The organism is Bacillus sp. GW821-FHT01G09, assembly GCF_059422205.1.
The window spans coordinates 82,133-107,904 of the sequence record NZ_JBWKWL010000002.1 but is presented as its reverse complement, the minus strand read 5'-3'; the positions used below and the strand labels follow the sequence as shown (position 1 = coordinate 107,904).

The 25,772-nt window shown below is 44.3% G+C and carries 27 protein-coding genes; 14 read left to right on the top strand and 13 right to left on the bottom strand.

Features of this window, described 5'->3' with window-relative positions; all coding sequences use genetic code 11:
- Positions 1-10: 10 nt before the first annotated feature.
- Positions 11-1,516: a coproporphyrinogen III oxidase gene (locus AC07VD_RS05925; protein WP_124059654.1), complete on the bottom strand. Its 1,506-nt coding sequence runs from the start codon at positions 1,514-1,516 to the stop codon at positions 11-13.
- Positions 1,517-1,627: 111 nt separating this feature from the next.
- Positions 1,628-2,494, bottom strand: coding sequence for a Cof-type HAD-IIB family hydrolase (locus tag AC07VD_RS05920; RefSeq protein ID WP_003233277.1), 867 nt, complete (start codon positions 2,492-2,494; stop codon positions 1,628-1,630).
- Positions 2,495-2,980: 486 nt separating this feature from the next.
- Between AC07VD_RS05920 and AC07VD_RS05915 the strand changes: the two genes are divergently transcribed.
- Positions 2,981-4,054 (top strand): DNA alkylation repair protein, encoded by a 1,074-nt coding sequence (locus AC07VD_RS05915; protein ID WP_124059652.1) that lies wholly within the window; start codon positions 2,981-2,983, stop codon positions 4,052-4,054.
- Positions 4,055-4,096: 42 nt separating this feature from the next.
- Here the strand turns inward: AC07VD_RS05915 and AC07VD_RS05910 are convergent, their stop codons facing one another.
- Positions 4,097-4,450, bottom strand: a complete 354-nt coding sequence (locus AC07VD_RS05910; protein ID WP_003224239.1) for a YlbF/YmcA family competence regulator — start codon at positions 4,448-4,450, stop codon at positions 4,097-4,099.
- A 92-nt stretch (positions 4,451-4,542) separates the two neighbouring features.
- Complete coding sequence (locus AC07VD_RS05905) at positions 4,543-5,676, bottom strand: DUF445 domain-containing protein (protein ID WP_021479649.1); 1,134 nt, start codon at positions 5,674-5,676, stop codon at positions 4,543-4,545.
- Positions 5,677-5,942: 266 nt separating this feature from the next.
- Here AC07VD_RS05905 and spaC point away from each other — a divergent pair, with 266 nt between their 5' ends.
- From spaC to AC07VD_RS05875, 6 genes are all read left to right on the top strand, one after another.
- Positions 5,943-7,034 (top strand): spore coat associated protein SpaC, encoded by a 1,092-nt coding sequence (spaC, locus tag AC07VD_RS05900; protein WP_003245845.1) that lies wholly within the window; start codon positions 5,943-5,945, stop codon positions 7,032-7,034.
- Positions 7,024-8,385 carry a spore coat associated protein YheD gene (gene yheD / locus AC07VD_RS05895; protein WP_129092366.1) on the top strand — a complete coding sequence of 454 codons (1,362 nt, stop codon included), beginning with the start codon at positions 7,024-7,026 and terminating at the stop codon, positions 8,383-8,385. Before spaC ends, yheD begins: the two co-directional genes overlap by 11 nt.
- A gap of 149 nt (positions 8,386-8,534) precedes the next feature.
- Positions 8,535-8,753, top strand: a complete 219-nt coding sequence (locus AC07VD_RS05890; RefSeq protein ID WP_010886462.1) for a YheE family protein — start codon at positions 8,535-8,537, stop codon at positions 8,751-8,753.
- Between the two features lie 208 nt (positions 8,754-8,961).
- The gene (gene sspB / locus AC07VD_RS05885) at positions 8,962-9,165 is read left to right on the top strand and encodes a beta type acid-soluble spore protein SspB (protein WP_003233287.1); all 204 of its coding nucleotides are present in this window, start codon (positions 8,962-8,964) and stop codon (positions 9,163-9,165) included.
- Positions 9,166-9,269: 104 nt separating this feature from the next.
- On the top strand, positions 9,270-9,395 hold the full coding sequence (locus tag AC07VD_RS05880; RefSeq protein WP_003245136.1) for a hypothetical protein: 126 nt from the start codon (positions 9,270-9,272) through the stop codon (positions 9,393-9,395).
- Between the two features lie 38 nt (positions 9,396-9,433).
- The gene (locus tag AC07VD_RS05875; protein WP_129092365.1) at positions 9,434-10,054 is read left to right on the top strand and encodes an SDR family oxidoreductase; all 621 of its coding nucleotides are present in this window, start codon (positions 9,434-9,436) and stop codon (positions 10,052-10,054) included.
- 49 nt (positions 10,055-10,103) lie between these two features.
- On the opposite strand, the gene bmrD is transcribed toward AC07VD_RS05875, so the two are convergent.
- The 3 genes from bmrD to AC07VD_RS05860 all read right to left on the bottom strand — a co-directional run bounded on the left by bmrD (position 10,104) and on the right by AC07VD_RS05860 (position 14,160).
- Entirely contained in the window at positions 10,104-12,125 is a 2,022-nt protein-coding gene (gene bmrD, locus AC07VD_RS05870) for a multidrug resistance ABC transporter ATP-binding protein/permease BmrD (RefSeq protein ID WP_129092364.1), read from the bottom strand.
- Positions 12,122-13,879, bottom strand: a complete 1,758-nt coding sequence (gene bmrC, locus AC07VD_RS05865) for a multidrug ABC transporter ATP-binding protein BmrC (RefSeq protein ID WP_003245157.1) — start codon at positions 13,877-13,879, stop codon at positions 12,122-12,124. Before bmrC ends, bmrD begins: the two co-directional genes overlap by 4 nt.
- Before the next feature lie 119 nt (positions 13,880-13,998).
- Entirely contained in the window at positions 13,999-14,160 is a 162-nt protein-coding gene (locus AC07VD_RS05860; protein ID WP_010886461.1) for a hypothetical protein, read from the bottom strand.
- A 163-nt stretch (positions 14,161-14,323) separates the two neighbouring features.
- Between AC07VD_RS05860 and AC07VD_RS05855 the strand changes: the two genes are divergently transcribed.
- Positions 14,324-14,824, top strand: a complete 501-nt coding sequence (locus tag AC07VD_RS05855; RefSeq protein ID WP_015252456.1) for a universal stress protein — start codon at positions 14,324-14,326, stop codon at positions 14,822-14,824.
- Positions 14,825-14,950: 126 nt separating this feature from the next.
- On the top strand, positions 14,951-16,312 hold the full coding sequence (gene nhaC / locus AC07VD_RS05850; RefSeq protein ID WP_024571681.1) for a Na+/H+ antiporter NhaC: 1,362 nt from the start codon (positions 14,951-14,953) through the stop codon (positions 16,310-16,312).
- A gap of 42 nt (positions 16,313-16,354) precedes the next feature.
- On the opposite strand, the gene dat is transcribed toward nhaC, so the two are convergent.
- On the bottom strand, positions 16,355-17,203 hold the full coding sequence (gene dat / locus AC07VD_RS05845) for a D-amino-acid transaminase (RefSeq protein WP_024571682.1): 849 nt from the start codon (positions 17,201-17,203) through the stop codon (positions 16,355-16,357).
- 284 nt (positions 17,204-17,487) lie between these two features.
- Between dat and AC07VD_RS05840 the strand changes: the two genes are divergently transcribed.
- Positions 17,488-18,336, top strand: coding sequence for a polysaccharide deacetylase family protein (locus AC07VD_RS05840; protein WP_021479657.1), 849 nt, complete (start codon positions 17,488-17,490; stop codon positions 18,334-18,336).
- Positions 18,337-18,359: 23 nt separating this feature from the next.
- Here AC07VD_RS05840 and srtN read toward each other — a convergent pair whose 3' ends face one another.
- The 3 genes from srtN to AC07VD_RS05825 form a co-directional block, all read right to left on the bottom strand.
- Entirely contained in the window at positions 18,360-19,103 is a 744-nt protein-coding gene (srtN, locus tag AC07VD_RS05835; protein ID WP_014476294.1) for a sirtuin NAD-dependent deacetylase, read from the bottom strand.
- Between the two features lie 69 nt (positions 19,104-19,172).
- Positions 19,173-20,288 carry a small-conductance mechanosensitive channel protein MscY gene (gene mscY / locus AC07VD_RS05830; RefSeq protein ID WP_129092363.1) on the bottom strand — a complete coding sequence of 372 codons (1,116 nt, stop codon included), beginning with the start codon at positions 20,286-20,288 and terminating at the stop codon, positions 19,173-19,175.
- 148 nt (positions 20,289-20,436) lie between these two features.
- Entirely contained in the window at positions 20,437-20,544 is a 108-nt protein-coding gene (locus tag AC07VD_RS05825) for a YhdX family protein (RefSeq protein ID WP_009966908.1), read from the bottom strand.
- Positions 20,545-20,777: 233 nt separating this feature from the next.
- Between AC07VD_RS05825 and AC07VD_RS05820 the strand changes: the two genes are divergently transcribed.
- The 3 genes from AC07VD_RS05820 to crcB are packed head-to-tail and all read left to right on the top strand — an operon-like array spanning position 20,778 to position 22,244.
- Positions 20,778-21,509 (top strand): glycerophosphodiester phosphodiesterase, encoded by a 732-nt coding sequence (locus tag AC07VD_RS05820; protein WP_014479309.1) that lies wholly within the window; start codon positions 20,778-20,780, stop codon positions 21,507-21,509.
- The gene (locus AC07VD_RS05815) at positions 21,496-21,891 is read left to right on the top strand and encodes a fluoride efflux transporter FluC (protein WP_014479308.1); all 396 of its coding nucleotides are present in this window, start codon (positions 21,496-21,498) and stop codon (positions 21,889-21,891) included. The genes AC07VD_RS05820 and AC07VD_RS05815 overlap by 14 nt, the downstream gene beginning before the upstream one ends.
- On the top strand, positions 21,888-22,244 hold the full coding sequence (crcB, locus tag AC07VD_RS05810; protein WP_031315019.1) for a fluoride efflux transporter CrcB: 357 nt from the start codon (positions 21,888-21,890) through the stop codon (positions 22,242-22,244). The genes AC07VD_RS05815 and crcB overlap by 4 nt, the downstream gene beginning before the upstream one ends.
- Before the next feature lie 13 nt (positions 22,245-22,257).
- On the opposite strand, the gene AC07VD_RS05805 is transcribed toward crcB, so the two are convergent.
- A complete protein-coding gene (locus tag AC07VD_RS05805; protein WP_021479661.1) occupies positions 22,258-23,643 on the bottom strand; it encodes a hemolysin family protein in 1,386 nt (461 codons plus the stop codon).
- Positions 23,644-23,969: 326 nt separating this feature from the next.
- Positions 23,970-25,151 (bottom strand): pyridoxal phosphate-dependent aminotransferase, encoded by a 1,182-nt coding sequence (locus AC07VD_RS05800; RefSeq protein ID WP_032721240.1) that lies wholly within the window; start codon positions 25,149-25,151, stop codon positions 23,970-23,972.
- Positions 25,152-25,308: 157 nt separating this feature from the next.
- Here AC07VD_RS05800 and cueR point away from each other — a divergent pair, with 157 nt between their 5' ends.
- On the top strand, positions 25,309-25,740 hold the full coding sequence (cueR, locus tag AC07VD_RS05795; RefSeq protein ID WP_010886460.1) for a Cu(I)-responsive transcriptional regulator: 432 nt from the start codon (positions 25,309-25,311) through the stop codon (positions 25,738-25,740).
- Positions 25,741-25,772 lie beyond the last annotated feature (32 nt).

Here is a 25,772-nt window from a genome sequence, read left to right as displayed (position 1 = left end):
AGCACTGTAATCAGTGCTGCTTTGTCGTCTTCTCAAAAATCTGCTCTAAATATTTGATTTTTTCGTCCGTGTAGTGCTCGAAGCGCTCATTGTACGATTTCGGATCTTTCGGATTCGCAAAATGCGTAATTTTCCCTGTATCCCGATCAATAAATTTACTAGCAGCGCCGCAGCCGATGCCAATAATCGTCTGCACCTCTTCCATAATCATAATGTTGTAGATGCTTTCTTGTCCCGGCAAAGAGTATCCGACGTTTTCAAGGTTTCCAAGAATGTTTTTCTGGCGGTATAAATAATAAGGCACGTACCCATGCTCTTTCGTCCAGGCTACCGCGTCTTCCATCATTTGAGAAACCTCTTCCCTGCCGGCAACTTTGTACTTATGCTTGTTTCTCGTCATTTCTGACGCCCGTTTAAATGAAAGAGTATGAACGGTAAGGGATTCCGGCATCAGTTTTTCTGTTTCTGAAAGACTGTGCCTGAACTCCTTCACGCCTTCCCCAGGCAAACCAATAATCAAGTCCATGTTGATATTATTCATGCCATGCTGACGTGACAGATGATATTTCTCAATGGTCTCTTCAACCGTATGGTGCCGCCCGATCGCCTTTAGCGTTTCGTTTTCATAGGATTGCGGATTGATGCTGATCCGATCAATGTCATATTTGTTTAAAACGGCGAGTTTTTCTTCTGTAATCGTGTCAGGACGACCGGCCTCCACCGTAATCTCACGAATGTTTTTCACATCCGGGAAGGAGCGGACCATTTCTTCATACAGCAGATCCATCTCCTCCGCTGTAATGCTTGTCGGTGTCCCGCCGCCAAAGTAAATGGTTGTAACCTTAACATCATGCTCCTTCAGCCATTCACCGATTTTCTGCATTTCGTAATGCAGTCCCCATAGGAATGAGCCGACTCTGCCTGCCTGTCCCTGGATGGCATACGCAGGAAATGTGCAATACGCGCATTTTGTCGGGCAGAACGGAATGCCGATATAAATGCTGACTTCATCCTTTACTCGGTACAAATCCGGCACTGCCGCCAGCTGACGGTCAACAATTTCCTGCATTAGCATGATTTTTTCATCATGAATTAAATAATCTTTTTTCAACTCAGCATGCGCTTGCTCCTTGGACATTCCGTTTTGCAGTTTTTTATGAAGCAGCTTTGTGGGCCGGATTCCTGTGAGGATTCCCCACTTCTGCGTAATGCCCGTATGCGCCTGAAGAAGATTGAGATACACATAAGAAATTGTGTTTTTCACTTGCTTAAAAGCTTCTTTTTCATTCATGCCGGGAGAAAAAATTTTTGTATGCTGTTCCTTTATGCCAGTTCCCTTCACTTCTCCCGAAACCGTCACATGCTCATCCGTTTGTGACAACGCTAAAGAAATGACAAAATCTGCGGGCTCCTCTCCGCCATACGCAAGCTCGCACTCTTCATAAAACAAATTTGCAATATTTTGCAGAGGCCGATGCAGGCGGTCATCATGTATGCCTTCTATTTTAATTTGCAACTTCATCACCTAATTTATCAGATTCAAAACTTTCTTTAGTGTACAGAAATAAACTGCTAAAATCAATCCGGCAAAAAAACCGCCGCACCTGTCAGGGTGCGAGCGGCTTTTTTACACACGTTTCATGTGGAACTTATCAAGAAATCCTTTTCGCTGCTGCATTCGGAAATATTCCTTCATCATATAAGCGACACCTTGCTCGTCATTGGACCTTGTAACCCAATCTGCCTTTCTCTTAATTTCCGGAACGGCATTCCCCATCGCTACCCCAAGACCGGCAAGTTCGATCATCGGCAGATCGTCATACTGATGCCCAATGGCCACGACATCATCCATACTCAGGCCCAGCTCTGAAGCGACGAGGGCCAAACCCGCTTCCTTCGAGACACCTTTCGGGACGATATTCAGCTTCTCATCGTTTACGCGAATCACGTCCACCGCAGGGAAGGCTTTTGTAATCGTTTCTGTAATGTCATGCTGAATGTCGTGCTCCGTGTACACCTCGATGACGGGTGCACTCACCGGCTCATCCATGAGGAGATCGCTTAATGATTCAACGAACTGGACTGGATAAAAGATCGGGTCAGACGGATGAATGAGCGCTTTCCCCAATAAATTCGAATTCACCTTTTTCTTGTTTCCGATGGAATACTTTTCGTGAAGAAGCCGAATATTGCATTGATAGCTCTCCAGCACTTGAACAATGTTAAAGGTATGATCATCAGAAATTCTTTTTTCAAAAAACGGGGCGTCAATTTTCTCAGCGATATATGCCCCGCTATGGGTGATCAGCTTGGCATCAAGCTTTAGCGATTTCGCTATTTTCTGTGCTGAGCGAAAATGACGGTTGGTCACAAGTGTGACGTAAATCCCTTTTTTCTTTACATATTCAATCGCGTCTTTCGTTGCCTGATGAATCTTCCCGTTCGACCGAAGCAGCGCTCCATCTATATTTAAGGCAAGCAATTGTTTTGACACAGAGATGTCCCCCTCCTTGATGACTGTACTTGTGTATAGGATATGACCCTGTCTCTGTGTTTAGAACAACCTTTTCTTAAAGCAAAAAAAGCCTGGCTCAGCAGACTTTATGTATGGCTTGTTGATAGGATACGATCGAAGCAGCCATTCTCCCTAATATCGTTATTTCGATTTACGAAAAATCATGTATCAGGAACCCCTTGTTTGACCAATGATGCGCTCCGAACACTTACTCTCTGTTGCTTATCCCCTCTATATAACGGCATGATATGCGACCGTATCCATTTGAAATAGGTAAGTGTAGGCGCTTTCAATGTTATTATCTCAGTTTTCCTTTCCGATGACAAGGGTTTTTTTAACTAAAAAAAGTAACCAACTTTTGTATATCCGTGGTAGGATCAGTTGTTAATTTTTAGGACCATACACTTGATCCAGAACGTACATTCCCATACAATATAAATAATAAACGAAAAAGCGGTGTTTTATATGGCTGATTTAAAAGAAATATATAATGAAGAACTGATATCTCAGTTGATCCATCATGTAAGGTCATCCTATCCTGATTTTAACAAAAACAGATTCTTGGATACATTACGGCTGGAGGACTGGCCTGAACTCACTTTAAAAGAGCGGATGCGCCGCGTGACAGTTTCTTTATACGAAACTTTGCCAAAACAATACGTTGAAGCGCTCGCAATTTTACGGGATACAGCACCTCATTTTAAAGGACTCAGCGGAATTTTATTTCCAGATTATGTGGAACAGTACGGGTTAGCGCATTGGGAAGAATCAATAAAGGCATTGGAATACTTTACGCAATATTCGACCTCAGAATTTGCTGTAAGGCCTTTTTTGCTGTTAGATCAAGAAAAGATGATTGCACAATTGCTTGCATGGTCTGAGCATAAAAATGAACACGTGAGAAGACTTGCGAGCGAAGGCAGCAGGCCCCGCCTGCCATGGGGAAAATCGATACCGGCTTTGAAATCGGACCCTTCCCCCGTATTGCCGATCCTTGAGAAGCTGATGCAGGACGAGTCCTTATATGTAAGGAAAAGCGTGGCCAACAACCTTAATGATATATCAAAAACGCATCCTCATTTACTGAGAAAAGTCGCAGATCAATGGTACGGAACACATCCCCATACAGACTGGATTATCAAACACGCCTATCGGACCTTATTAAAAAAGGGTGATAAACAAGCCTTAGCGCTTTTTGGTTATGAAAATGCTGATTCGATACAACTACATGATTTAACATGTCAGCCCAAACGTATAGTTATTGGCGAAAGCCTTGAATTTTCTTTCTATATTCATTCAGACAGGGATCAAAAAGTAAGAATTGAGTACGCAATTGATTTTGTAAAAGCAAGAGGCCAGCGTCATCAGAAAGTATTTAAAATAACTGAAACAAATATACGAAAAAACGAAACAAAGTTATACACAAGAATCCAATCCTTTAAGGATTTAACCACCAGAAAGCATTACAAAGGTATTCATACATTATCAGTGATCATCAATGGAGAGGTAAAAGATTCATTGGATTTCCAAGTTTGCTGAATGAATAAAAATCCCTTCTTATCCAAGAAGGGATTTTGCTGATTAGCCTTCAACACTGCCGTAAAGCTCTTCCAAAGGCTTCATAATGATTTTGTTCAATTCACCAATCAGCATGCTCATGCGCTGCTCCGCTTCCATCAGCTGAGAAATTTTTTCGTGCTGCTGTACAAGCGCTACTGTTTTTTGAGCCTGCGTCACTTCTTCTTGTGTAATCTCTTCTCCTGCCATTTGTTTTTGCTGGAGTCTAAGCTGTACATCACGGAAGTTTTCGAACATGCGCTTCGCTGATTCATCTGCGTTAACTTCGTCGTAAAGGTTTTTTAAACGGGTAAACTCTTCGCTCCCGCGTAATGCATTTTCCAGATCATACGCTACATCATAAAAATTAACAGCCATTGTAAATAGCTCCTTTCATCATTGCCGTTTGACATACCACTCCACTATAACAGACTATGGAGCTCCTTTCATTAATCAAAAACCATTTCTTCTTAAAAAAGGATGACAAACAGTGCTTGAATCGCGCCTATAATTCCGCCGAGAAGGCCCCCCAAATAGGTAATCATTTTAAATTCTTTTTTTGAAATGGACAGCACCATTTCTTCAAGACGCTCCACCGGGAACTGATCCACCTGCTCCTTGACGATTTCCTCAAGACGCAACCGTTTTAAGACACTTTCAAGGTTGGACGAAATCCCTTCAAGCAATTTGTCTAACAGTGCCGGCAGCATTTGCTGGGTCAGCTCAGATTCATAGCGGACGGTAAGCGTGCCAATCGTATTGTTGAAGAAAGGGGCAGTCGAAAATGCTTGCAGCATTCTTCGTTTCAAACTGAAAATGAGCGCCTTTGCATTCCATTTTTCGTCTGCTTCATTAAACGTATACTCCCTCAGCTTGCCCCATTCGTTTTTTAAGAGATCAGAAAGCAATTTATTTGTTTCCTCATTCCGCAAGAATTTCAGCAGCTCCGGCAGCACGCGATCCGCAAGGCTTGAATTGCCAAGAAACATTTGCACCATGCTTCCAAGCATGCCGCGCTCTTTTAAAAAGTCATCAATCATATTGCCAAGACGGATTTTTCCTTCATCACTTTCAAAATAACGGACACTCCGTGACAATATATATCCTGAAATCATCGGAATTTTTTCCTCAAGCTTTTCCTGCACCTCTATAGGCACCAGCTCTTTTAACGATTGGTCCCCGTATTGGCGGAAAAGCTCATTCAGCTTATCATCCGTCCAGCTGCTGATCCATGCATCAGCAGCTTTTTCGGGGCGCTTCATCCCGGCTTTTTCAAGCGCTTCTTTTACTGTCACTTCAGAAAGTGACAGCTTTTGAATCAGCTGTTCCCCCACTCGAAGAGCCTGCGTTTTGGCTGCATCGGAGACGAGCCGCTTTTTAATGCCTTCAGGGGTTAAGAGATGATTGACTACCATCAGTCCCATTTGTTTTGCAAGTTCATCTCGCCGTCTCGGAATCAGCCCGGGCGTAAAAGGAACTCGCTTCCCAAACAAATAGTACGCTTTATACGGCCTAAACAGCATTTGAATTGCTAAATGATTGGTCACCGCTCCAATAGCAGCGCCGATCACGATCATAAAAATAAAGGTTCCTGCAATACCCATTCCTATTCATCTTCCTCCATCTGTGCTTCAGCTTTTTTCATATAGATTATGTACCTATACGTATTATAGAGGCTCATGCAATCACTTAGCAAACGAGGAGACAAATTCCTGTTCTTAGAAAATCAGCTTGTTCTTTTGGAATAGGGCAAGGTGGAGAATCGTATTCTGTAAAGTAGAATACCGTCAGCTGCGTTCGTCTTACATGTATTTAGTGTAAAGCTGCGGACACCCGCCGGCAGCTTTTGAATAAAAGGGGGAGTCTCACCATGATAACACTCGGTTTTATGTCCTTATCCCGCCAGCATGAAGCGGATTATTCCGCAGAACTGGCCAAAAGAGCACCCGAATTCGGCATACGTTTCATCCGGTTTACACCATTTGATATTTCACCTGACACTTTGCGTGTCAAAGCATCGGTCTATCATTCGGCCAGCAGCACATGGAACGAAACTGAAATGGCGATTCCAGATTATATTTATGATCGCTGTTTTTACGGCAAGGATTCACATTCCCAAAAAGCAAAACCAATCGTTGAGTGGCTCAAAAAATATCCGAAAACGGAATTTATCGGGCGGGGTCTTCCCGATAAGTGGACCGTCCTTCACGATTTGCAGCAGCACTCTGTAATCAATCCCTATATTCCCGAAACGATAAAGGTGAGCCGCTACGAACAAATTCACTCCTTTTTATCCAAAGAAAAAGCCTGCATCCTTAAACCGGCATTCGGCGCGGGAGGCAGAGGCGTGATTCTTTTGAAGCTGGGCAAAAAAAACATCACAGCTACTTATCACATCGGAAAGGATAAGCAGACAAAAACGTTTTCCAACCAGACTTCTTTTAAGACATGGTGCAAAAAAGTGCTTCAGCATCAATATTTGCTTCAGCCTTACTTAAACATTCAAGATAAGGAACAATACCCTTGTGATATTCGTCTGTTTATGGAAAAAAACGAAGCAGGTGAATGGAATACAGTCGGAAAGGCAGTAAGACGCGGATACAAACACGGGTTGCTGGCCAATTTGTCAGGCGGATCTGATGCGCTGACATTTGACTCCTGGTTTGAAGATATACCGAAAAAACAGCAAGTGGTTTTACTAGATGATGTGTTTTCAATTACCCAATCGGTTCCGTATTATCTTGACGAGCGCTATGGGCCGTTGTTTGAACTCGGTCTTGATATATGTCTTGCAAAGGACGGGAGAATTTGGATTTTAGATATCAATTCCAAACCAGGCAGGAAGTCAATCCTGCGTGTCTCTCCCGAGCAAAAAGAACAGCTGTACACTTGTCCCCTAAAGCGCTGCCAATATCTGTTTTCTGAGCAAAGCCAGAAAGGAGTTCTTCCGCGTGAATCCTAAACGGTTTTTGATCGGCATAGACAAAACCAGTGAAAACACCCTGTTTCTGCCCTCTTCGCTGAAGCAAGACGGACTTTTGCATGCCGCATTCGGAACGAAGGTTGTCAGATGCCACGTTGCTTACAGACGGCATCTGGAACAAACCGTGCTTCTCTCTGAAAATCTGTTTCATGAGCTTTTGCTTCCCCACCGAAGCAGGGCTGATATACTGATTCATGATCATACAGTGCATATCGGGCCGTTAGTCGGCATCTTTACGGCAGGGTTTACTGTATCTCTTGAACGTCCATTTAAGGATCGTTCCCTCTTTTTTTCTAAACTTGTCACGTTACACGAGCAAGCCGGGGGCTACTGCTTCGTTTTTGGCGCGCACCAAATCAATTGGGAGGAAGGCACGATTGAAGGCCTCCTTTACAGGGAAAACGGCTGGGAGAAAAAAATCGTTCCATTGCCGAACGTCGTTTATGACCGTTTGCCGAACCGAAAAATTGAAGATTCACTTCTCTTGCAACATACAAAAAAGAGGCTGATCGATGAATATCAGATCCCATGGTTTAATAAAACGTTTTTCAATAAATGGAACGTTCATCAATTGCTCGAAAAAGATCCGAGAACGGCACCCTTTTTGCCTAGATCCGAGCTGACACCGTCTGTGGAGCTGATTGATGAGCTCTGTGGCGCATACAAAAAAGTCTATATCAAACCGGCAAATGGAGCACTCGGCACCGGCATTTATCAGCTGACAAGAACAGATGACGGCTTGACGGTAAAGCATACGAATGACGCCAAAACATTTACTTCGATTGATTATTCCGATGCCGCCTCATTCCTTGCAGAATTTCAAAAACAGCACAACCCGTCCGACTTTCTCATTCAGCAAGGTGTTGATCTCATCGAATTTCAAGGCAAACCAGCGGATTTCCGTGTCCATACCAATAAAAACAGAAAAGGAAAATGGACAGTGACAGCAATCGCCGTAAAAATTTCCGGAAAGAACAGCATTACAACACATCTTTCTAACGGCGGCACTGTAAAGACACTTGCGGAAGTATACGATGATCCCGCTGAAAGAGTTGAGGTCATTAAAAAGCTTTCTGCAGCGGCACTGACGGCAAGCCATGTCCTTCATGATCATATCGAGGGGTTTATCGGGGAGATCGGTTTCGATTTTGGCATTGATCAGAACGGTAAAGTATGGATGTTTGAAGCGAATTCGCGCCCGGGCCGAAGCATTTTTTCTCATCCAAATTTGCATCATGTTGATTCTCTTACAAAACGAAGAAGCTTTGAATACGCGTCATATTTATCTGAGAAGGCAATCATATCTCCTGAAGCATTGTGGCCTTCGTAACCTGTCCGCTTTTTTAATAAAGCGGGCTTATCTTTATCCAAGGCTGGGACAAACTGCATATTAAGGCCTCTTCAATGATGTTCTGGAACAATGATACAATGAACATAAGCCGTTTATATTCAGGTCAATTGATACCAAATGTAAGGAGCGTGGCCGTAATGATTTCTCATTTCAGCTGGAAACCTTTGTTCCCAAAAGAAAAGCTGCCCGGATGGAAAATTTCATTTTATTATAAAGGGACCCATTATGAAGGCATCTATCATAAGAGCGGTGAGATTGAATGGGGAGACTTGTTTCCCGCCCGCGCTGACGAGCCTGCTCTTACAAACGAGATACATGAACTGATGCTTTTTCATATTTATGACTAGCTTAGCCTAAACGGCTAAGCTTTTTTTCTTTCTCAAGATTTACCACACAATTCTCCGCATGAGTTTCCGGCAATTTTAACATAATACGTAGTAACAAGCCGGCAAAGCATTGGGTTACGCCGAGGCGGCAGTGACACCCGAGAAGGGTTCACAGATTGGTGCAACTCCAGTTAACCCAACCATACTAAATAAAAAGGAGATTTTACACATGGCTAACCAAAACTCTTCAAATGACTTACTAGTTCCTGGCGCAGCTCAGGCTATCGATCAAATGAAACTTGAAATCGCTTCTGAATTCGGCGTTAACCTTGGAGCGGACACAACTTCTCGCGCTAACGGTTCTGTCGGAGGAGAAATCACAAAACGTTTAGTATCTTTCGCTCAGCAGCAAATGGGCGGCAGAGTTCAATAACAATTCAATATATGGCTATAGAGGGCGCGGTTTCCGCGCTCTCTTTATTTTGTCACCCTTTTTTCCTGCTCCACATATCCTAGAAAAAAAGGGAGGGAATCGGGGTGTCATTCATCACCATTGTGAATTGGGAGCTGGTTCAGTTCGTAAGTGTATCCATGATTCATGAATATGTTTCCCATCGTTCTGTTTATTTGTACAGGTATTCTTTCCCGCGCTGTTCAAACTGAGAACATCCTTTTATAATGAAAGGCGAGGAGGTTTTTTGATGAAAATCGCTTTATTAGGAGCCAGCGGCCGCGTCGGACAAGCCTTTTTAACACAAGCTGCAGCAGATGAAAGATTTGATATTTTCGCTCTGATCAGATCTCAACATGCTGATCTTCCCCTTTCAAAAGACAGAACCGTCATGGGGAACGCCCGCCGCTTAGAAGATGTGAAAAAAATAATGGAAAATGCTGAAATCGTGATCAGCTGTCTAGGCACAGATGGTGATGATACCTTGTCAACTGCTATGGCACACATTCTCTCCACTATGGAGGAACAGCATATCAAACGGCTTATTACGATCGGCACCGCAGGGATCCTAGATTCCCGATATGAACCGGGAAAATACCGGTTTGAAACAAATGAATCGAAACGAAAGCAGACCCGCGCAGCCAAGGAGCATGCAAAAGTATACGAAATGCTTAAAGAATCATCATTAGACTGGACAATCATCTGCCCCACTTACCTCCCGGACGGAACAGCAACCGGCGTTTATCGTACGGAGCGTAACGTTTTGCCTGAGGGCGGCACAAGCATTTCGGTCGGCGATACTGCGGACTTTTTATATCGTGAGCTCGTTACAGGTGAGTATGTCGGATACCGTGTCGGACTGGCTTATTGACTACATAAACCAAAAACCCAAAACACAATTGTTTTGGGTTTTTTGAGCATTATGCAATGGAATGTTTCTGTCCCTTTTGCAGTTCATACATTTGATAATATTGGCCTTCTAATGCCATCAATTCCTCGTGGTTCCCTTTCTCAACAATTTCTCCTTTATCAAGAACCAAAATCTGATCAGCATTTCTGATTGTTGAAAGCCGGTGAGCGATGACGAAGGTGGTGCGTCCTTGTTTGACGACATCAAGCGCTTTCTGGATTACGGCCTCTGTCTCTGTATCAATATGCGCCGTTGCCTCATCTAAAATCAAGATCGCGGGATCAAACGCCAAAGCTCTAGCGAAAGAAATTAACTGTCGCTCTCCAGAGGATAGCGTGCTGCCTTTTTCAATCACGGGCTCATTAATGCCCTTCGGAAGCTTCTTAAGAAGCGGCTCAGCACCGACTTGCCGCAGTGCATTTTTTATTTCTTCTTCAGTCATTCTTTCGTCATCCAGACTTACATTAGATCCGATTGTACCCGAGAATAAGTACGGGTCCTGAAGCACAATGCCCATATGGGATCTGAGTTCCTGTCTTGACATGTTGTAAATGCTTTTTCCATCAATTAAGACATCACCTTTTTGCGCATCATAAAAACGAAACAGAAGATTCAAAATCGAGCTTTTTCCTGATCCGGTATGGCCGACGAGCGCTACGGTTTCGCCTTTTTGCGCAGTAAAGGAAATATGCTTTAATACCTCTTCACCTTCTTGATACGCAAATGACACATCACGAAATTCAACCCGCCCCAGCGCGCGCTCCTTCGCCGGTTCACCCGCTTCTTCCGTATTCTTTTCTTCAAGCAGTTCAAAAACACGCCCGGCGGAGACCCTTGCAAGCTCCAGCTTTGAAAACTGATTGACGATGCCTGTGATCGGCTGAAATAACCGGTTCAAATAATCGACAAACGCGTACAGCACACCGATAGAAACAATCCCGGCCGCATTCAGGCTCGCACCGCCAAAATGCCAGATCAGACAGACGAACGCAAGATTGCGGATGACATTGACCAGATTATGGGACATTAAGGAGTTTAAATTCAGCATCCTGTTTTGGAAATAAAAATGTGATTCATTTAATTCCTCAAATTCTCTCATTGTTTCCTTTTGATGGCGGAAAGCCTGAATAATGGTCATGCCTTGAATTGACTCATTCATTTTTGCGTTAATGTCACTGTTTATCGAGCGGATTTTTTGGTTGTAATATGACGCATATCTCCGGTATATGACCGACCACAGCCAGATAATCGGCACAATTGCCAGACATACAAACGCAAGCTTCACATCAAGCAGAAACAAAGCCGTGAATATCCCGAACATATAGATTCCGCTTGTCACAAATGTTGAAAGCACTGTGACATATAAATCCCTGATAGCCTCCGTATCATTGGTAATCCGCGCAACGACTTTTCCGGCCGGAAGGTTGTCAAAATAGCGAATCGGCATTTTCTGTATGTGCGAAAACACGTCCTGCCTCATCTTTTGAATAATCCGATTGGCGCTCATCTGCAGCAGATAATGCTGTCCGTATTGAAAGAATACCGAAAACACAAGCAAGCCCCCATACAGGCAGATCAGAAACACCATTCCCTTTATTTCCGGCTGATAGAACTGGAAAAGTTCCTGCTTAGTCAGCTTTTCGGCAGCATATGCCCGGCTCTTGTCTCCGTTTGTGATCGTCAGCTTCCCGTCAGAAACCGTTCTATTCCCGTCGAAGCTGACAGCCTGATCAACAAAATAGAACGCCATTCCCACTTGATAAATATGCGCTTCTTTTGCTTTTGAAACAGGCTCCTGCAATCGGTCCTCTCTGACATATGAGACGCCGTGAAACTGAACGGCATTTTTATCTTTTTCCGCAGCTTCATACCATGTTTTCTCAATACCGAGGATATGGTCATCTATCATTTTCTTGCCAATAAACGGCCCGGTCAGTTCTGCACCGACGGCGACAGCTAGCAATAGGACGGCCGTGATCAGCAATTTTCGATAAAGAAGTGCGTATCTCCATAACGTTTTTCCTATTTTCATGCCCCTGCTCCCCCTTCTTCCGCAGTGAACAGCTGCTGTCTTTCATATTGTTCCCGGTACCACCCATTATTGGCCAGCAGTTCTTGATGCGTGCCTCTCTCAGCAATGACGCCGCCGTCCATCACAAGGATCAGGTCAGCGTGCTCTACCGCGGATAATCGGTGTGTCAAAATAAATGTCGTTTTTCCTTTGCGGTTTTCTCTGATGTTCTTGATAATTGCAGCCTCTGTTTTGGCATCTACAGCGGAAAGTGAATCATCCAGAATCAAGATTTCCGGATTCGCCATGAGTGCTCTCGCAATCGAAATTCTTTGTTTCTGCCCGCCTGACAGTGCCACGCCTTTTTCACCGACCATTGTCTCCAGACCGGACGGAAGCATGTGCAAATCTTTTTCAAAATGTGCTTCGGCAATGGCTTGCTGAACCTCTTTATCAGTTGCATCCTGTTTTCCGTATAAAATATTTTCTTTTACAGTCCGTGAAAACAGTAAATGATCCTGAGGCACATATCCGATCCATCCGCGGAGCCGATCAAGAGGGATTTGCTGAATCGGTACGCCTGAAAATGTAATGCTCCCTTCACCTGGAGGGTACTGGCGCAAAAGCTGCTTAATAATTGTCGTTTTTCCGCTCCCGGTTTTACCTGCAATCCCGACAGTCTGCCCTTTTCGCACCGTAAATGAAATATCCTGAAGATTGTCACTTGTTGAGCTTGGATATGTAAAGCTGACATGACTGAAAACGATATCTCCAGGCTCTTTAAGATCAGCGGGCTGTTTTGGATCTGTCACATCCGTTTCATAAGAAAGAGTTTCATTTACCCGGTCTAATGACGCATTGCCGCGCTGCATCACGTTAATGAGTTCACCGATTGCAAACATCGGCCAAATCATCATGCCGAGATAAACGTTAAAGGACACTAACTCTCCAAGCGTCAGCTCGTTCCGGAATACAAGAAACGCTCCGTAGCCGAGCCCAATCAGATAGCTTGCGCCGACAAGCAGTTTCACCGTCGGCTCAAACAGTGAATCAATAAAAGCCACTTTCATATTTTTCTGATAAACATCAGCGGTCATTTCATTAAACCGGCGAACATCGTTTGTTTCCTGAACATACGCGCGAATCACCCGCACGCCTGAAACAGATTCCAGCACTCTGTCATTCAGCGCCCCGAACGCGTTTTGGGCCTCAGTAAACCGCTCATGAATTTTACTTCCATATAGACTGATTGCAATCGCCATGACTGGAAGCGGGATAATGGCGGCGAAGGTCAGCTTCCAGCTGATCAAAAACCCCATCGTCAAAAAGATCGTCATCATAAACATCGTAGAATCGACTAACGTCAAGATGCCAAACCCTGTCGTTAAACTGACGGCCTGAAGATCATTTGTCCCTCGTGCCATTAAATCGCCTGTCCGGTTTTTTTCATAAAACGGCGGCGACATAGTCAGCAAATGCCCCATCAGCTTCGTACGAAGAATTTTCTCCATCAGATTCGCTCCGCCAAACAGCTGATGCATCCAAAAATAAGACATGATATACACGGCCGCCGTCAGCACAAAAAAGATACCGATATAAAACAGCAGTCCTTCCGCAGTAAACGCCCCTGCTTTCATATCATCTATGGCGTTCCCCAAGAGCTTAGGCGGAAACATTTCAATGACATTGACTGCTAATAAAAGGACAATCGCAATCGTATAGCGCAGCCAGTACGCCTTAAAAAACCAGCCAAGCTTTTTCAAAACTGAAAACATCTATCCCCATCTCCTCATCAGCCGCCTTCAATTTTTTCCTTGCAGCTTTTTTCATCCAGTTTGGCACGAACAGCCCTCGCCTCTGTATTTGTCTTCACATCCCATACACCTGTCTTTCCTTAGATTTTGTATATAAAAAAGGCATGAAGCGTCAGCTCCATGCCTTTTTTAACCGATATGTTACGCACAGCGCTTTTCAGCGCGCGGTCCGACCTAAAAAACCGTTCACGAAAACAGAACAAAAGGTTTGCCGCGCCAATATGAAACTGTTTGATAAACATGCAAATTCCTTGGCATAGCAAACCCTCCTTCCATTCTGATTTCATCTTTTTATCATCATATAAACAAAACCTTTTATTGTCAATCATTACTTGAATAGGAAAAGGTTAATTGTGCTCAAATTCGGGTAGTAGTGTTGTAAGACGCTTTGAAAGGGTGAGAAGGATGTTCCATGCTGACCGTATCATCGTTGCGTTTGACGGAAGTGAAAATAGTAAGAAAGCGCTTCAGACAGCCATTGATCTTGCTAAAACCGTAAATGCCGCTATTACCGTCGCCCATTCACATGATATGAAAGACAATCAGACCGTCATCGACCCGCCCAGACCCGCAGCTGAGGCAAGCTATATCAGCGGAGGCATGACAAGTGTTCCTGATCCGCTGATATCGGATGTAACATCACCTGAGCCAATGATCTATGAAGACCGTACGGAAGAAGTCATCGCCGAAGCCAGAATGATGCTGAATGAACAGCAGGCAGATGGAGATATCGATATATTAGAAGGCGATCCGGCTGAATCAATTATCGAGCATGCAAACCGCATTTCTGCCGATATGATCGTAACCGGAAGCAGAGACCAAAACAGGCTGAAAAAGCTAATATTCGGAAGTGTAAGTGAAAAGCTTTCAGCGAAATCGGATATACCCGTCCTGATTGTAAAGTGAGCACGCCCTGTGCTCACTTCTTTTATATTCATAATTGTGAAAAAACATAGATTTTCGTTTTTTTCTGTTATAATGCTTTCGTGCCCAAAAGCACAAAAGCATTAAAGATAAATATGGGGTGTTATTTTGGATTCTCAAAAAAAGCTGACGTTTCCGTTAGCCGTCGGTTTATTTATATTCATGTTATGCATTATTATTTCTTGCTTATTCTTGCTTCATGTAGAACCTCATATCCCGCTGTTTTTAAGTGTTGTCATGCTTTCAGCAGCAGCTTTATGGTTTGGATTTCCCTGGAAGAGCATTGAAAAAGGGATTGTAGACGGGATCAAAAACGGCGTACAGCCGATTATCGTTCTAGCGCTAATCGGCATCTTAATCGGCGCCTGGATGTACAGTGGCGCCATACCGACTGTGACAGTTTATGCCCTATCCTTTATTGAACCAAGCCATCTTCTGTTGACTGCTTTGTTTTCATGTATGATTATCAGCACACTTGTTGGCTCAAGCCTGACAACTGTTAGCACAATCGGGGTAGCGCTGATCGGCGTGGCGAGCGCGGCCGGCGTTCCGCTTGAATGGACAGCAGGCGCAGTCATATGCGGCGCTTGTTTTGGGGATAAAATGTCGCCGATGTCGGACACAACCAACTTTGCAGCCGGAATAGGCGAAATACCGATCTTTGAACACATTCGCCATATGATGGGTACAACCATTCCAGCTTTGCTCATCACTGTCGTTCTGTTTTACTTTCTCGGTTCATCAGTGTCAGCGGACGCTGCTTCAACCGATAATATTCAGCAGGTCATAACCGGAATAAAAGATGCCGCAAACGTGACACCGTGGGCCCTTCTTTCTCCGCTCTTAGTCGTTTTGCTGGCAATTAAACGGGTATCAGTAATCCCCGTTCTGACTGCCGGAATTATTTCCTCGGGAATTTTGACTGCTATTTTTGTACCCGACAGCAGCCTGCAGGCGTTTATGACAGCTTTGCAAAATGGCACAACTTTCGAAACTGACAATGAGGCAGCCGCTAAAATTATCAACAGAGGCGGACTGCAATCCATGATGGGCTCTGTCTCTCTCATTATGATTGCTTTTGCACTCGGCGGATTGATGGAGAAAATCGGATTGATTTCTGCACTATTGGAAGGCGTCATGAAAGGCATCCGCTCAAAAGGCCGTCTTGTTGCAGCAACTGTCTGCTCAAGCATCGGCGTCAACTTGGCAACCGGCGAACAGTATTTATCGATATTAATACCGGGACAATCATTTAAATCCTTATATGACAAACAAAACATCCAGCGAAAATTTCTGACAAGATCATTAGAGGACGGCGGAACATTAATTAACCCATTGATTCCTTGGGGCGTCAGCGGCGCATTTATGGCGAGCGCACTTGGTGTTCCAGTCATAGACTACATCCCGTTTACGTTCTTCCTCTATATATCGCCGATGATCTCCATTTTGATTGGATTTGTTAAAAAATAAAAAGAGCCCCGCTGTAAAAAGCGGGCTCTTTTCTTCGTTCATTTATGAAATGCTAGCAGCCTGGTGAATGCTTTCTTGAAAAGCAGCCTGAAGCTGTTTGGTCACCGGTCCGGGTTTCCCGCTTCCGACCGATTGTCCATCGAGCGTCACGACCGGAATAATTTCTGCCGTCGTTGACGAAATAAAGATCTCTTCCGCCTGTTTCAACTCTTCTTCACTGACAGGAGTCTCATCCAGTTTGATCCCATTCTTTTCAATCAGTCCTAAAATATTCATCCGTGTAATTCCATTGAGAATGAGCCGGTTAGCCGGATGTGTTCGCACCGTGCCGTTGATAACGGCATAAACGTTAGAGGAAGTACCCTCCGTAACAACGCCGTCTCTAAGTAAAATGGCTTCAAATGCTCCCGCTTCATAGGCCTTTTGCTTCGTCATGACATTATACAGTAAATTCAGACTTTTGATATCACATCTTAGCCAGCGAAGATCCTCATCTGTAATGGCCGCCACTCCGTATGCCTGCTCTTGCTCCGGTTTTTTCACCGTAAACGTATAAGCAGTAGTCTGCGGCTCAAGCCCGGCTTCATACTGGTGTTTTCGCGGGGCCACACCTCTTGTTGTCTGAATGTATACCGCTCCCTCACTGACCGCATTTTCCTGTACAAGCTTTTGCAGGTCCCACTCGAGATCTTCTATACTGAATGGAAGTGAAATTCCAATTTCAGCAGCACTTCTGAAAAAACGCTCTGCATGCTCACGTAAGCCGAACAATACTCCTTTGTACACCCTGATCACTTCATAGATGCCGTCACCAAACTGATAACCGCGATCTTCCAAATCGATTGATGCTTCACTGCGCCCAATCAGCCGGCCATTGACTAAAACCTTCATAAAAGCCCTCCCTTTTCGAGATGTCCCTGATGTCATTCAAGCTGTCATTGTCACTAATTCTACCATATTGGACAAGCTGAAAAACAGAAAGATCAAGAGATCTATAGCGGAAAGGAGTTTATTTTTTCCTTAAAATCTGACATTTCGACAAATTTTCTATGTGCTTTCCAGTTTTATTCCTGTATACTTGATTGGTAATACATAGGTTGTAAACATAAGGCATCTTCATAAGCTGCCTGCTGTACAGCATTATGTAGAGATTTTATGCCAATGGAGAGATTGTTATGCGACAAACGAGAGGAGAGGCTTCTCCTTCTGCAGTTTCGCTTGCTTTTAAATTTGCAAGTTTAGCAGTTTTATGTGTGCTGCTTTTGCTTATGGTGATTTTGGGTTATTCCAACAGTTCAACGAAAGCAAAGGAAGTCACTGTCACAACTAACGGACAGCTTCGAGATGAGAAGGAAAGCCTTAAGCTGAAAAACGACTCCCCCGATCTGCTGATAAAACATCTGCAGACAAAGCAGGACATGGGAGATAAAACGGTTTACTTAACCTTCGATGACGGCCCGTCAGCCTTTACAAACCGCTTGCTCGATGTACTGAAAAGCGCTGATGTAAAAGCGACGTTTTTTATGCTGTCACCGCGGATGAACGAATTCAAACAAGCTGTGAAAAGAGCAGAAAAGGAAGGCCACGCACTAGGTTTACATGGCGTTACCCACAATAACAGATTGTTCTATCAATCACCGACATCTCCGTTAAAAGAAATGCAGGAGGCGCGTGACACGCTGCAGGACATTACAGGTTATAAAACCGCTCTTGTCAGAACGCCCTACGGAAGCAAGCCGTCACTAACCCCCTCACAAATCCGCAATCTTGAGAAAGACGGTTTTGTGTACTGGGATTGGACGATTGACAGCATGGACTGGAAATACCGAAATTCAAAGTATGTGACGGCCGTGTTAGAGCAGCTTGAAAATATGGAACAAAGCTCTTCAGGCCGCCCGAATGTGATTCTCATGCATGATCTTCCCGCTACCGTAAACGCGCTGCCGGTACTAATCAATAAATTAAAAGAAAAAGGCTATTCCTTCGGTGTATTAGAGGACACAATGGTTCCTGTTCATGAATAAAAAAGTGAGGCGCATAAGGCGGCTCACTTTTTTATGCCCAAACTTCGGGCAAACTCGCCGATTTTTTGATGGATGACCATGTCAAACAAGCTGTCGCAATACGTTGGTTCAAGGTTTATGATGACTTTCTTCATGCCGGGAATCAGACTTGCATCCTCAGGCACAAATCTAGCCGGAGCCACTTCGAGAGACGTGCCGATAACCAATAAAAGATCTGCTTGATCCAGCTTTTCATAAAGGGTGTCAAAGTGCATGACGGCGTCGCCAAAGAGAACAACATCGGTTTTTAATACCGTTCCGCAAATGTCCCCATTGTTTCCGGCCGCCGTGCACTCCGGCACCTCCCGCTCCAGCAAATGGGGAAGATCATATCGGGCGCCGCATGCCGGACAAGCTGCTGTCTGGATAGAACCATGCAGTTCGTATACATGCCTGCTCCCCGCTTTTTTATGAAGACCGTCAATGTTTTGCGTAAAAATATCGACCTGCTTCCCTTGCTTCTCCAGCTCAGCTAAAAGCAAGTGTCCTTCATTCGGTTCAAAGCTGCCGCTCATTTTCATCTGGAACAATTCTTTGAATTTGGGCCAAAACAGACGCGGATGACTTAAAAAATAATCAAGGCTCATCGCTTCCATTCTTGAGGCATCTTCCGTCCAAATGCCCCCTGCTGAACGAAAGTCTGGAATCCCTGATTCTGTGCTCATTCCCGCTCCGGTCAGCACAACAATTCTCTGTGCTTCATGTAGAATACTTTTGAATGCTTCCAACTCAACACCGCCTTTTTCTCTTATTTTACCATGAAAAAGACTCCGCCTCTGTCAGACGAAGTCTCTCTTTTAAGCCCGTTCCTTTTCCTTTTTATTTAGATTCACCTGGAATGGGTCGCTCTCGTGCTTTTGCTTGACAACAACCATTTGGCCGGGATATGCAAACTGGACACCTTCTGCACCTAAAATCTCAATAATTTTATAGTTGATATCCTCTCTAATATTAAGGTTTTCAGCCCAAACTGTCGTTTTTGTATAGAAGTTAAAAAATAAATTGTAGTAGCTGTCGGCAAACGTATCGAAGTTGACCATGATTGTTTCATTATCAACGCCCTCATGCTCTAAAAGCATTGTTCTGAGAGAATGAATGGAGCGTTCAAGGTTCTCAATCGGCGTAGCGTAGGACACATGGATGGAAAACGTAATCTGGCGTTTGGTCATTCTTGTCCAGTTCGTGATCGCTTCCATCGACAGCGTAGAGTTCGGCACCGTTACAAGCGCCCCCTGTGCTGTTCTGAATCTCGTGCTCCTAAAGGTAATATCCTCGACTGATCCTGTTACTGTCGACGTCTCCACCCAGTCACCAATTGTAAACGGCTTTTCAGTAATAATAATAATACCGCCGAAGAAGTTGCTGATGGTATCCTTCGCGGCAAGCGCAAAAGCCAGTCCGCCAAGACCAAGGCCCGCTACAAATCCGTTTACATCATAATTGAATTCCTGAGCGATCACACTGACACTGAGCGCAATGATCACAAAACGGAGCAATTTGGATAAAAACGGGGCCAGAATGTCATCCATGTCAAGCTCGAAGCGCTGATTCACCTTATGGAAGATAAACGACGATGTTGCGGTCAAATTACAAAGACCCCAACACAAGAGCGCCACAATCAGTGAGCGGTATATTTTGCTGATGACCGACATTTGCTCATCTAAAAACGGTGAATACCGGATCGCTAAAAACAGCCCAAGGGCAACAAAAAACCATCTGGCCGGCTTATCAAACGCCAGAACCACCTGTTTAAAAATTTCTGTTTTCGGCCGGTTTGACAAATTAAAAAGCAGGTTAAAGAAATATCTTGTGAATAATTTTCTAAGTATAAGAAACACCAGCAAAATCGCCAAGCTGATGCCGATTTGTATGATGTTATCAAGCGTAAAATACTGCTGCAGATAATCCGGCATGACTGTCTCCCCTCTATCCCAATCAATTGTTTATTATACTAAAATATTCGTAAGGATGTTCATTTAAATGTCTTTTGCAGCACAAAACCCCGGCGAAACGCCGGGGTCATTTCTCAATTCATCTATCAGCCAGATTCAATAGGGACAGTCACTTACCTTTTTTCGTTTGTGTCTGATCAAGGAGAGTTGCTTTTTGCATTTCAGCATCCGTTTCGGCTTTAATTCTTTCCTCCACTCTGATTCTCCCTTTTCCCATGATCTCGCCTCCTTTTTTGCTATTATAAAGGATCATATTTTGTTGTGAACATGTCGAAAGACCTAATTTTCTGACGAAATGTGTTCTGATACGCTGAGTGTCTTTTTTTAGTTATACGCATTCCTCAGCCCGTACCATTCCGATATGGCAGAAAAAATTCACCAGTTTGTATCGCGGTGCATATATGGTTTTGATACAATAACAGAAATGCCCATACGAGGAGCTGACTTAGCTTGTACATCATTGCCCATCGCGGAGCATCCGGCTACGCTCCGGAAAATACGATTGCCGCATTTGACCTTGCGGTGAAAATGAATGCAGATATGATCGAACTGGATGTCCAGCTTACAAAAGACAGGCAGATTGTTGTGATACACGATGACAGGGTTGACCGAACAACAAACGGATCGGGCTTTGTTAAGGATTTTACCTTGGAGGAATTGCAAAAACTCGATGCAGGAAGCTGGTACGGCCCCGCTTTTCAAGGAGAGCGTATTCCGACCCTGGAAGCGGTGCTCAAGCGCTACCACAAAAAAATCGGCCTTTTAATTGAACTAAAAGGCCATCCGTCTCAAGTCGGAATTGAAGAAGAGGTGGGACAGCTATTAGGGCAATTTTCTTTTTCTATCAATAATATTGTTCAATCCTTTCAGTTCCGCTCCGTCCAAAGGTTCCGCGAGCTTTATCCTTCGATTCCGACAGCGGTCATTACAAGGCCCAACTTTGGCATGCTGTCCAGAAATCAGATGAAGGCCTTCCGCTCTTTTGCAAACTATGTCAATATAAAATACACACGGCTCAACCGTCTGATGATCGGCTCCGTCCATAAAAATGGCTTAAACATATTTGCATGGACTGTCAACAATCAAAAGACAGCGGCAAAATTACAAGCCATGGGCGTGGACGGCATCGTTACAGATTACCCGGATTTCATCATAAAGGATGGCAAACATGAAAATATATAGCGCGGTTTTTATCGGAGGCGCGCTTGGCGCCTGCCTCCGATACGGATTAAACTTATGGATACACACCGGTCAGTTCCCGGCGGCAACCTGGCTGGAAAATGCGGCAGGCAGCCTTCTATTAGGCATTTTGACCGGATTTTTTATGATCGGGGCAAAACGGCCTCTGCTGTCGGCTTTTTTAGGCACCGGCTTTTGCGGAGGCTTCACAACAATGTCCACGTTTTCTAAGGAAACAGTGATGCTTTTGCAAGGACAACCCTCATTGGCTCTTTTATATGTGGCAGCCTCATTGATATCAGGGATCATATTTGCACTGATTGGTGTTTTTGCGGGACGGCGCATAGCAGGCATTCAGCAAAGAAAGGGGCTGCAGGAAAGATGACACTAGCGGGTATTTTCATAGGGGGCGGACTTGGCGCAATGCTTCGCTTCTGGCTTGGCAATGTCATAACCGCCAAAACCAAAGGTCTCAGCCTGCCCATTGGCATACTGACAGTCAATATTCTCGGAGCTCTCGGGCTCGGAATATTTACAGGACTTCACGTTGCAAATGTTTCGGTCTCGCTTATCATCGGCACGGGGTTTTTTGGCGCCTTTACGACCTTTTCCACCTTCAGCGTTGAAAGTATTCAACTCCTTATGGCCAAACGTGTAATAGAAAGCATCTTGTACATCGCCCTGACACTTTGCGGATCGCTTTTGGCATTTTGGTGCGGCTGGACAATCACAATGTAAAAAAACCTTGAGCTTATTTCTCGCTCAAGGTTGCACTGTTCAGCATCACAGGATCGGGCAGCGGCAGCTTGTGGTGCGCCGTAATCCCGGTTGTGTTGCCGGCTTCTTCTTTTATATCGATTTGCTTGATTAATCGGCCGTCCATCTTCAGCACCTTTATCGTATATGAACCGATGCGAATGGATTCACCAGCCTCAATATCGATGTTTTCTTTTAATATCAGCCCGCCGATCGTATCGACGTCTTCTTGAATCGATGCGCCAAGAAGGCTGTTCACCTGATCGATCCGAACCTTTCCATCTATCACATAATGGCCGTCGCCAAGCTTTTGGATCAGCGGCTGTTCATCTTCATCAAATTCATCTCTGATCTCTCCGACAATTTCCTCAAGAATATCCTCTGTCGTCACAAGTCCCGAGGTTCCTCCGTATTCATCCGACAATATTGCCATATGAATGCGCTCGCGCTGCATTTTAATCAGCAAATCATGAACCGGGATCGTTTCAATCACTTCGATGACCGGCCTCACATACGGATGGATCGTCATCTTCATTCGTTCTTCTTCTGTCATAAACAGCAAATCAGAAAACAAATGCTTCGTATTGACCAAACCGATCACACTGTCTTTGTCTCCATCTGTGACTGGCCAGCGCGTGTATTTTTCCTTCAGCATGACTTCAAGCATCTCGGCCATCGTCATCTCAGTTGACACAGCAGCCATTTCCTTCCGCGGTATCATAATTTCTTTGGCGATCCGATTATCAAATTCAAAAATCTTATTCACATATTTATATTCAGACGGATTAATCTCTCCGTTTTTTAAACTCTCAGATAACAGCATCCTGAGTTCTTCCTCAGAATGGGAACCATCATGTTCTGACGCAGGCTTCAAACCGAACATCCCGCATAAAAGCCGCGCCGATCCATTGAGGATCCAAATAAACGGAAACAGGAGCAAATAGAATAAACGCAAAGGGCCCGCTATCAGTAAAGTCAGCTGTTCTGCCTTTTGAATCGCGACCGTTTTCGGGGCCAGTTCACCTACAACAACGTGCAGGAACGTGATCAAGCCGTACGCGACTGCAAAAGAGGCTGCATGTGAAACCGAGTCTGGCAAGCCGAGCGGTTCAAACAGTGGATGCAGCAGCCGTTCAAAGGCCGGCTCACCCAGTACGCCAAGCCCGATTGATGTCAATGTAATGCCTAGCTGGGATGCGGATAAATATTCATCCAAATCTGTAATGACACGCCTTGCGAGTATCGCCCGTTTGTTTCCTTCTGTGATAAGCTGATCTATTCTGGATCTCCTCACTCTAACAATCGCAAACTCGCTTGCAACGAAAAACGCGGTTAAAGCAATGAGCACGCCAATTAAAATCAGACTGTCAATATCGTCCATTTAACCCTATCCTCTCAACAAAGGATAAGGAGTCACCTCCTGATATAATCATTTTTCCTTAACATTGAGGTACGCGGTGTATTGTTGCCTAAGCAGAGGGCCCCATCATACCACCTCCAAAAGTCAAAGTTTGATTATAAATTGTATATTTTATTGTAACACAACTCATTCCAAAAATGATTTTTAATTTTTAGACTTTTATCATGAAGAAAACCTTAACTGCATGCCTGCTTGTCAATTCTGCGCCTGTCTGGATTCGAAGAGGAAGGATTTTGCGGATATAAAAAGAAAACAGCCTTGAAAACTGTTTTCTTTTCTTTGCCTTCTTAAGCAAAATCTTTATATAAAGAAATGAAAATGTCCCGTGAGTTTTTAATCTGCTCGATCGGCACACTGAAGGATAATCGGAAATGCCCGCTCATTCCAAAACCGCTGCTCGGCACAATTAATAATTTGTATTTTTGGGCGGCATGCACGCAAAATGCAACTTCATCTTCAATCGGCGATTTCGGAAAAACAAAGAAACCTCCCTTTGGCATTTCAAATTCAAAACCGGCTTCTTTTAAAATGTCTACCATTAAATCCCGGCGCTCTTTATAAGCGCTCGCGTCTACTCTTAAATCATCCATTCGTGCCACAGCCCGCTGCATCATGACAGGGGCATTCACAAATCCAAGCGTTCGATTACAATACACAAAAGCGTTGATCAAAAGGTCCGCATCCGGCATTCGGCTGTCCAATCCGATATATCCGAGCCGCTCCCCGGCTATGCCGAGATCTTTACTGAATGAGCTAGCCAATATCACACGATGGTACGATTGAAACGGATTTGCCAGCTCTTCATCATAGATTAATTGACTGTACGGTTCATCAAACAGCACATAAATCCTCTGGCCGCTCTTCTCTTCTATTTCTTTTAATAAAGCGCCTAAATCGTCTATATTTTTCTGGCTGAGAACCGTGCCTGTGGGGTTATGCGGTGTATTGAGGATCAGCCCTTTCGTCTGTGGAGTGATCGATTGCCTTACCGCATCAATGTCGATCTCAAACCGGCCTGTCAACGGGCAGCTGACGGCCTTTCCCCCGTAGTTCTCAATATACAACTTATATTCAGCAAAATAAGGTGCGAGAATAATGACCTCTTCCCCAGGGTTTACGATGCTTTTTAACGCAACATTCAAAGCGCCTCCCGCGCCCACCGTCATGACGATACGCTCCGCTGAGAAATCAGCTTCAAAACGCGACCCCAGAAATTGCGCGACTTTTTCTCTCGCTGCAGGAAGCCCTTGGTTTTGTATGTATCCGTGGCTGCCTTTTTCAGCTTCCTCTATTAACGCTCTCTTAAAAGCTTCAGGCGGTTCAACAATCGGGTTGCCGAGTGAAAAATCAAATACCTGGTCTTCCCCGAACTCCTTCTTCAGCCTTGCACCTTCATCAAACAGCTTGCGAATCCATGATCCTTTATTTAAGTTTTCTTCAACTTCCCGGGATAACCCAGCCAATTTCATCTGTCCCTTCCGCATATAAAAAATTTGAAAATTCTATCTTCCTATGTTACTTCAATCAGATGATGAATTCCACAACTTCCAATTCCGGTCTGAAAAAAACAATAAACTTGTGCAAGACACCGTTCATATATTAAACTATTCTCATAACTATAACGTGATGGTTGGGAGGGATATAGATGGGGCTGAGACTTATCGCATCAGTGAACTAGCGGCGCTCGCCGGAGTAACGAAACGGACAGTTGATTATTATACGAATCTCGGTCTGCTTACGCCGGCCAGATCCTGTTCAAATTACCGTTACTACGACGAAAATGCACTCAAACGACTTATATTTATTGTAGATTGCAAGAAGCAGCGATTGGCCCTGTCCGATATTAAAGATCGACTGGAGAACCAGTTTCCCTCTTCAGCTAAACTTGATGATGAAATTGGAAATCTGGCATTAGAAATTGATCATATGAATCAAAACATCTCCGGAATCTTGCATCGGTTTGAACGGCTGAAGCCCGAGGATCGTGACAAGCTGAAAAGCAAACTCCCGCCTGAAAAGCTCGCCGTGTTCCAATCATTTATGCTGCTGTTAAGTTAAAACCATTTTATCTAACAGGAGGTGTTACCTTC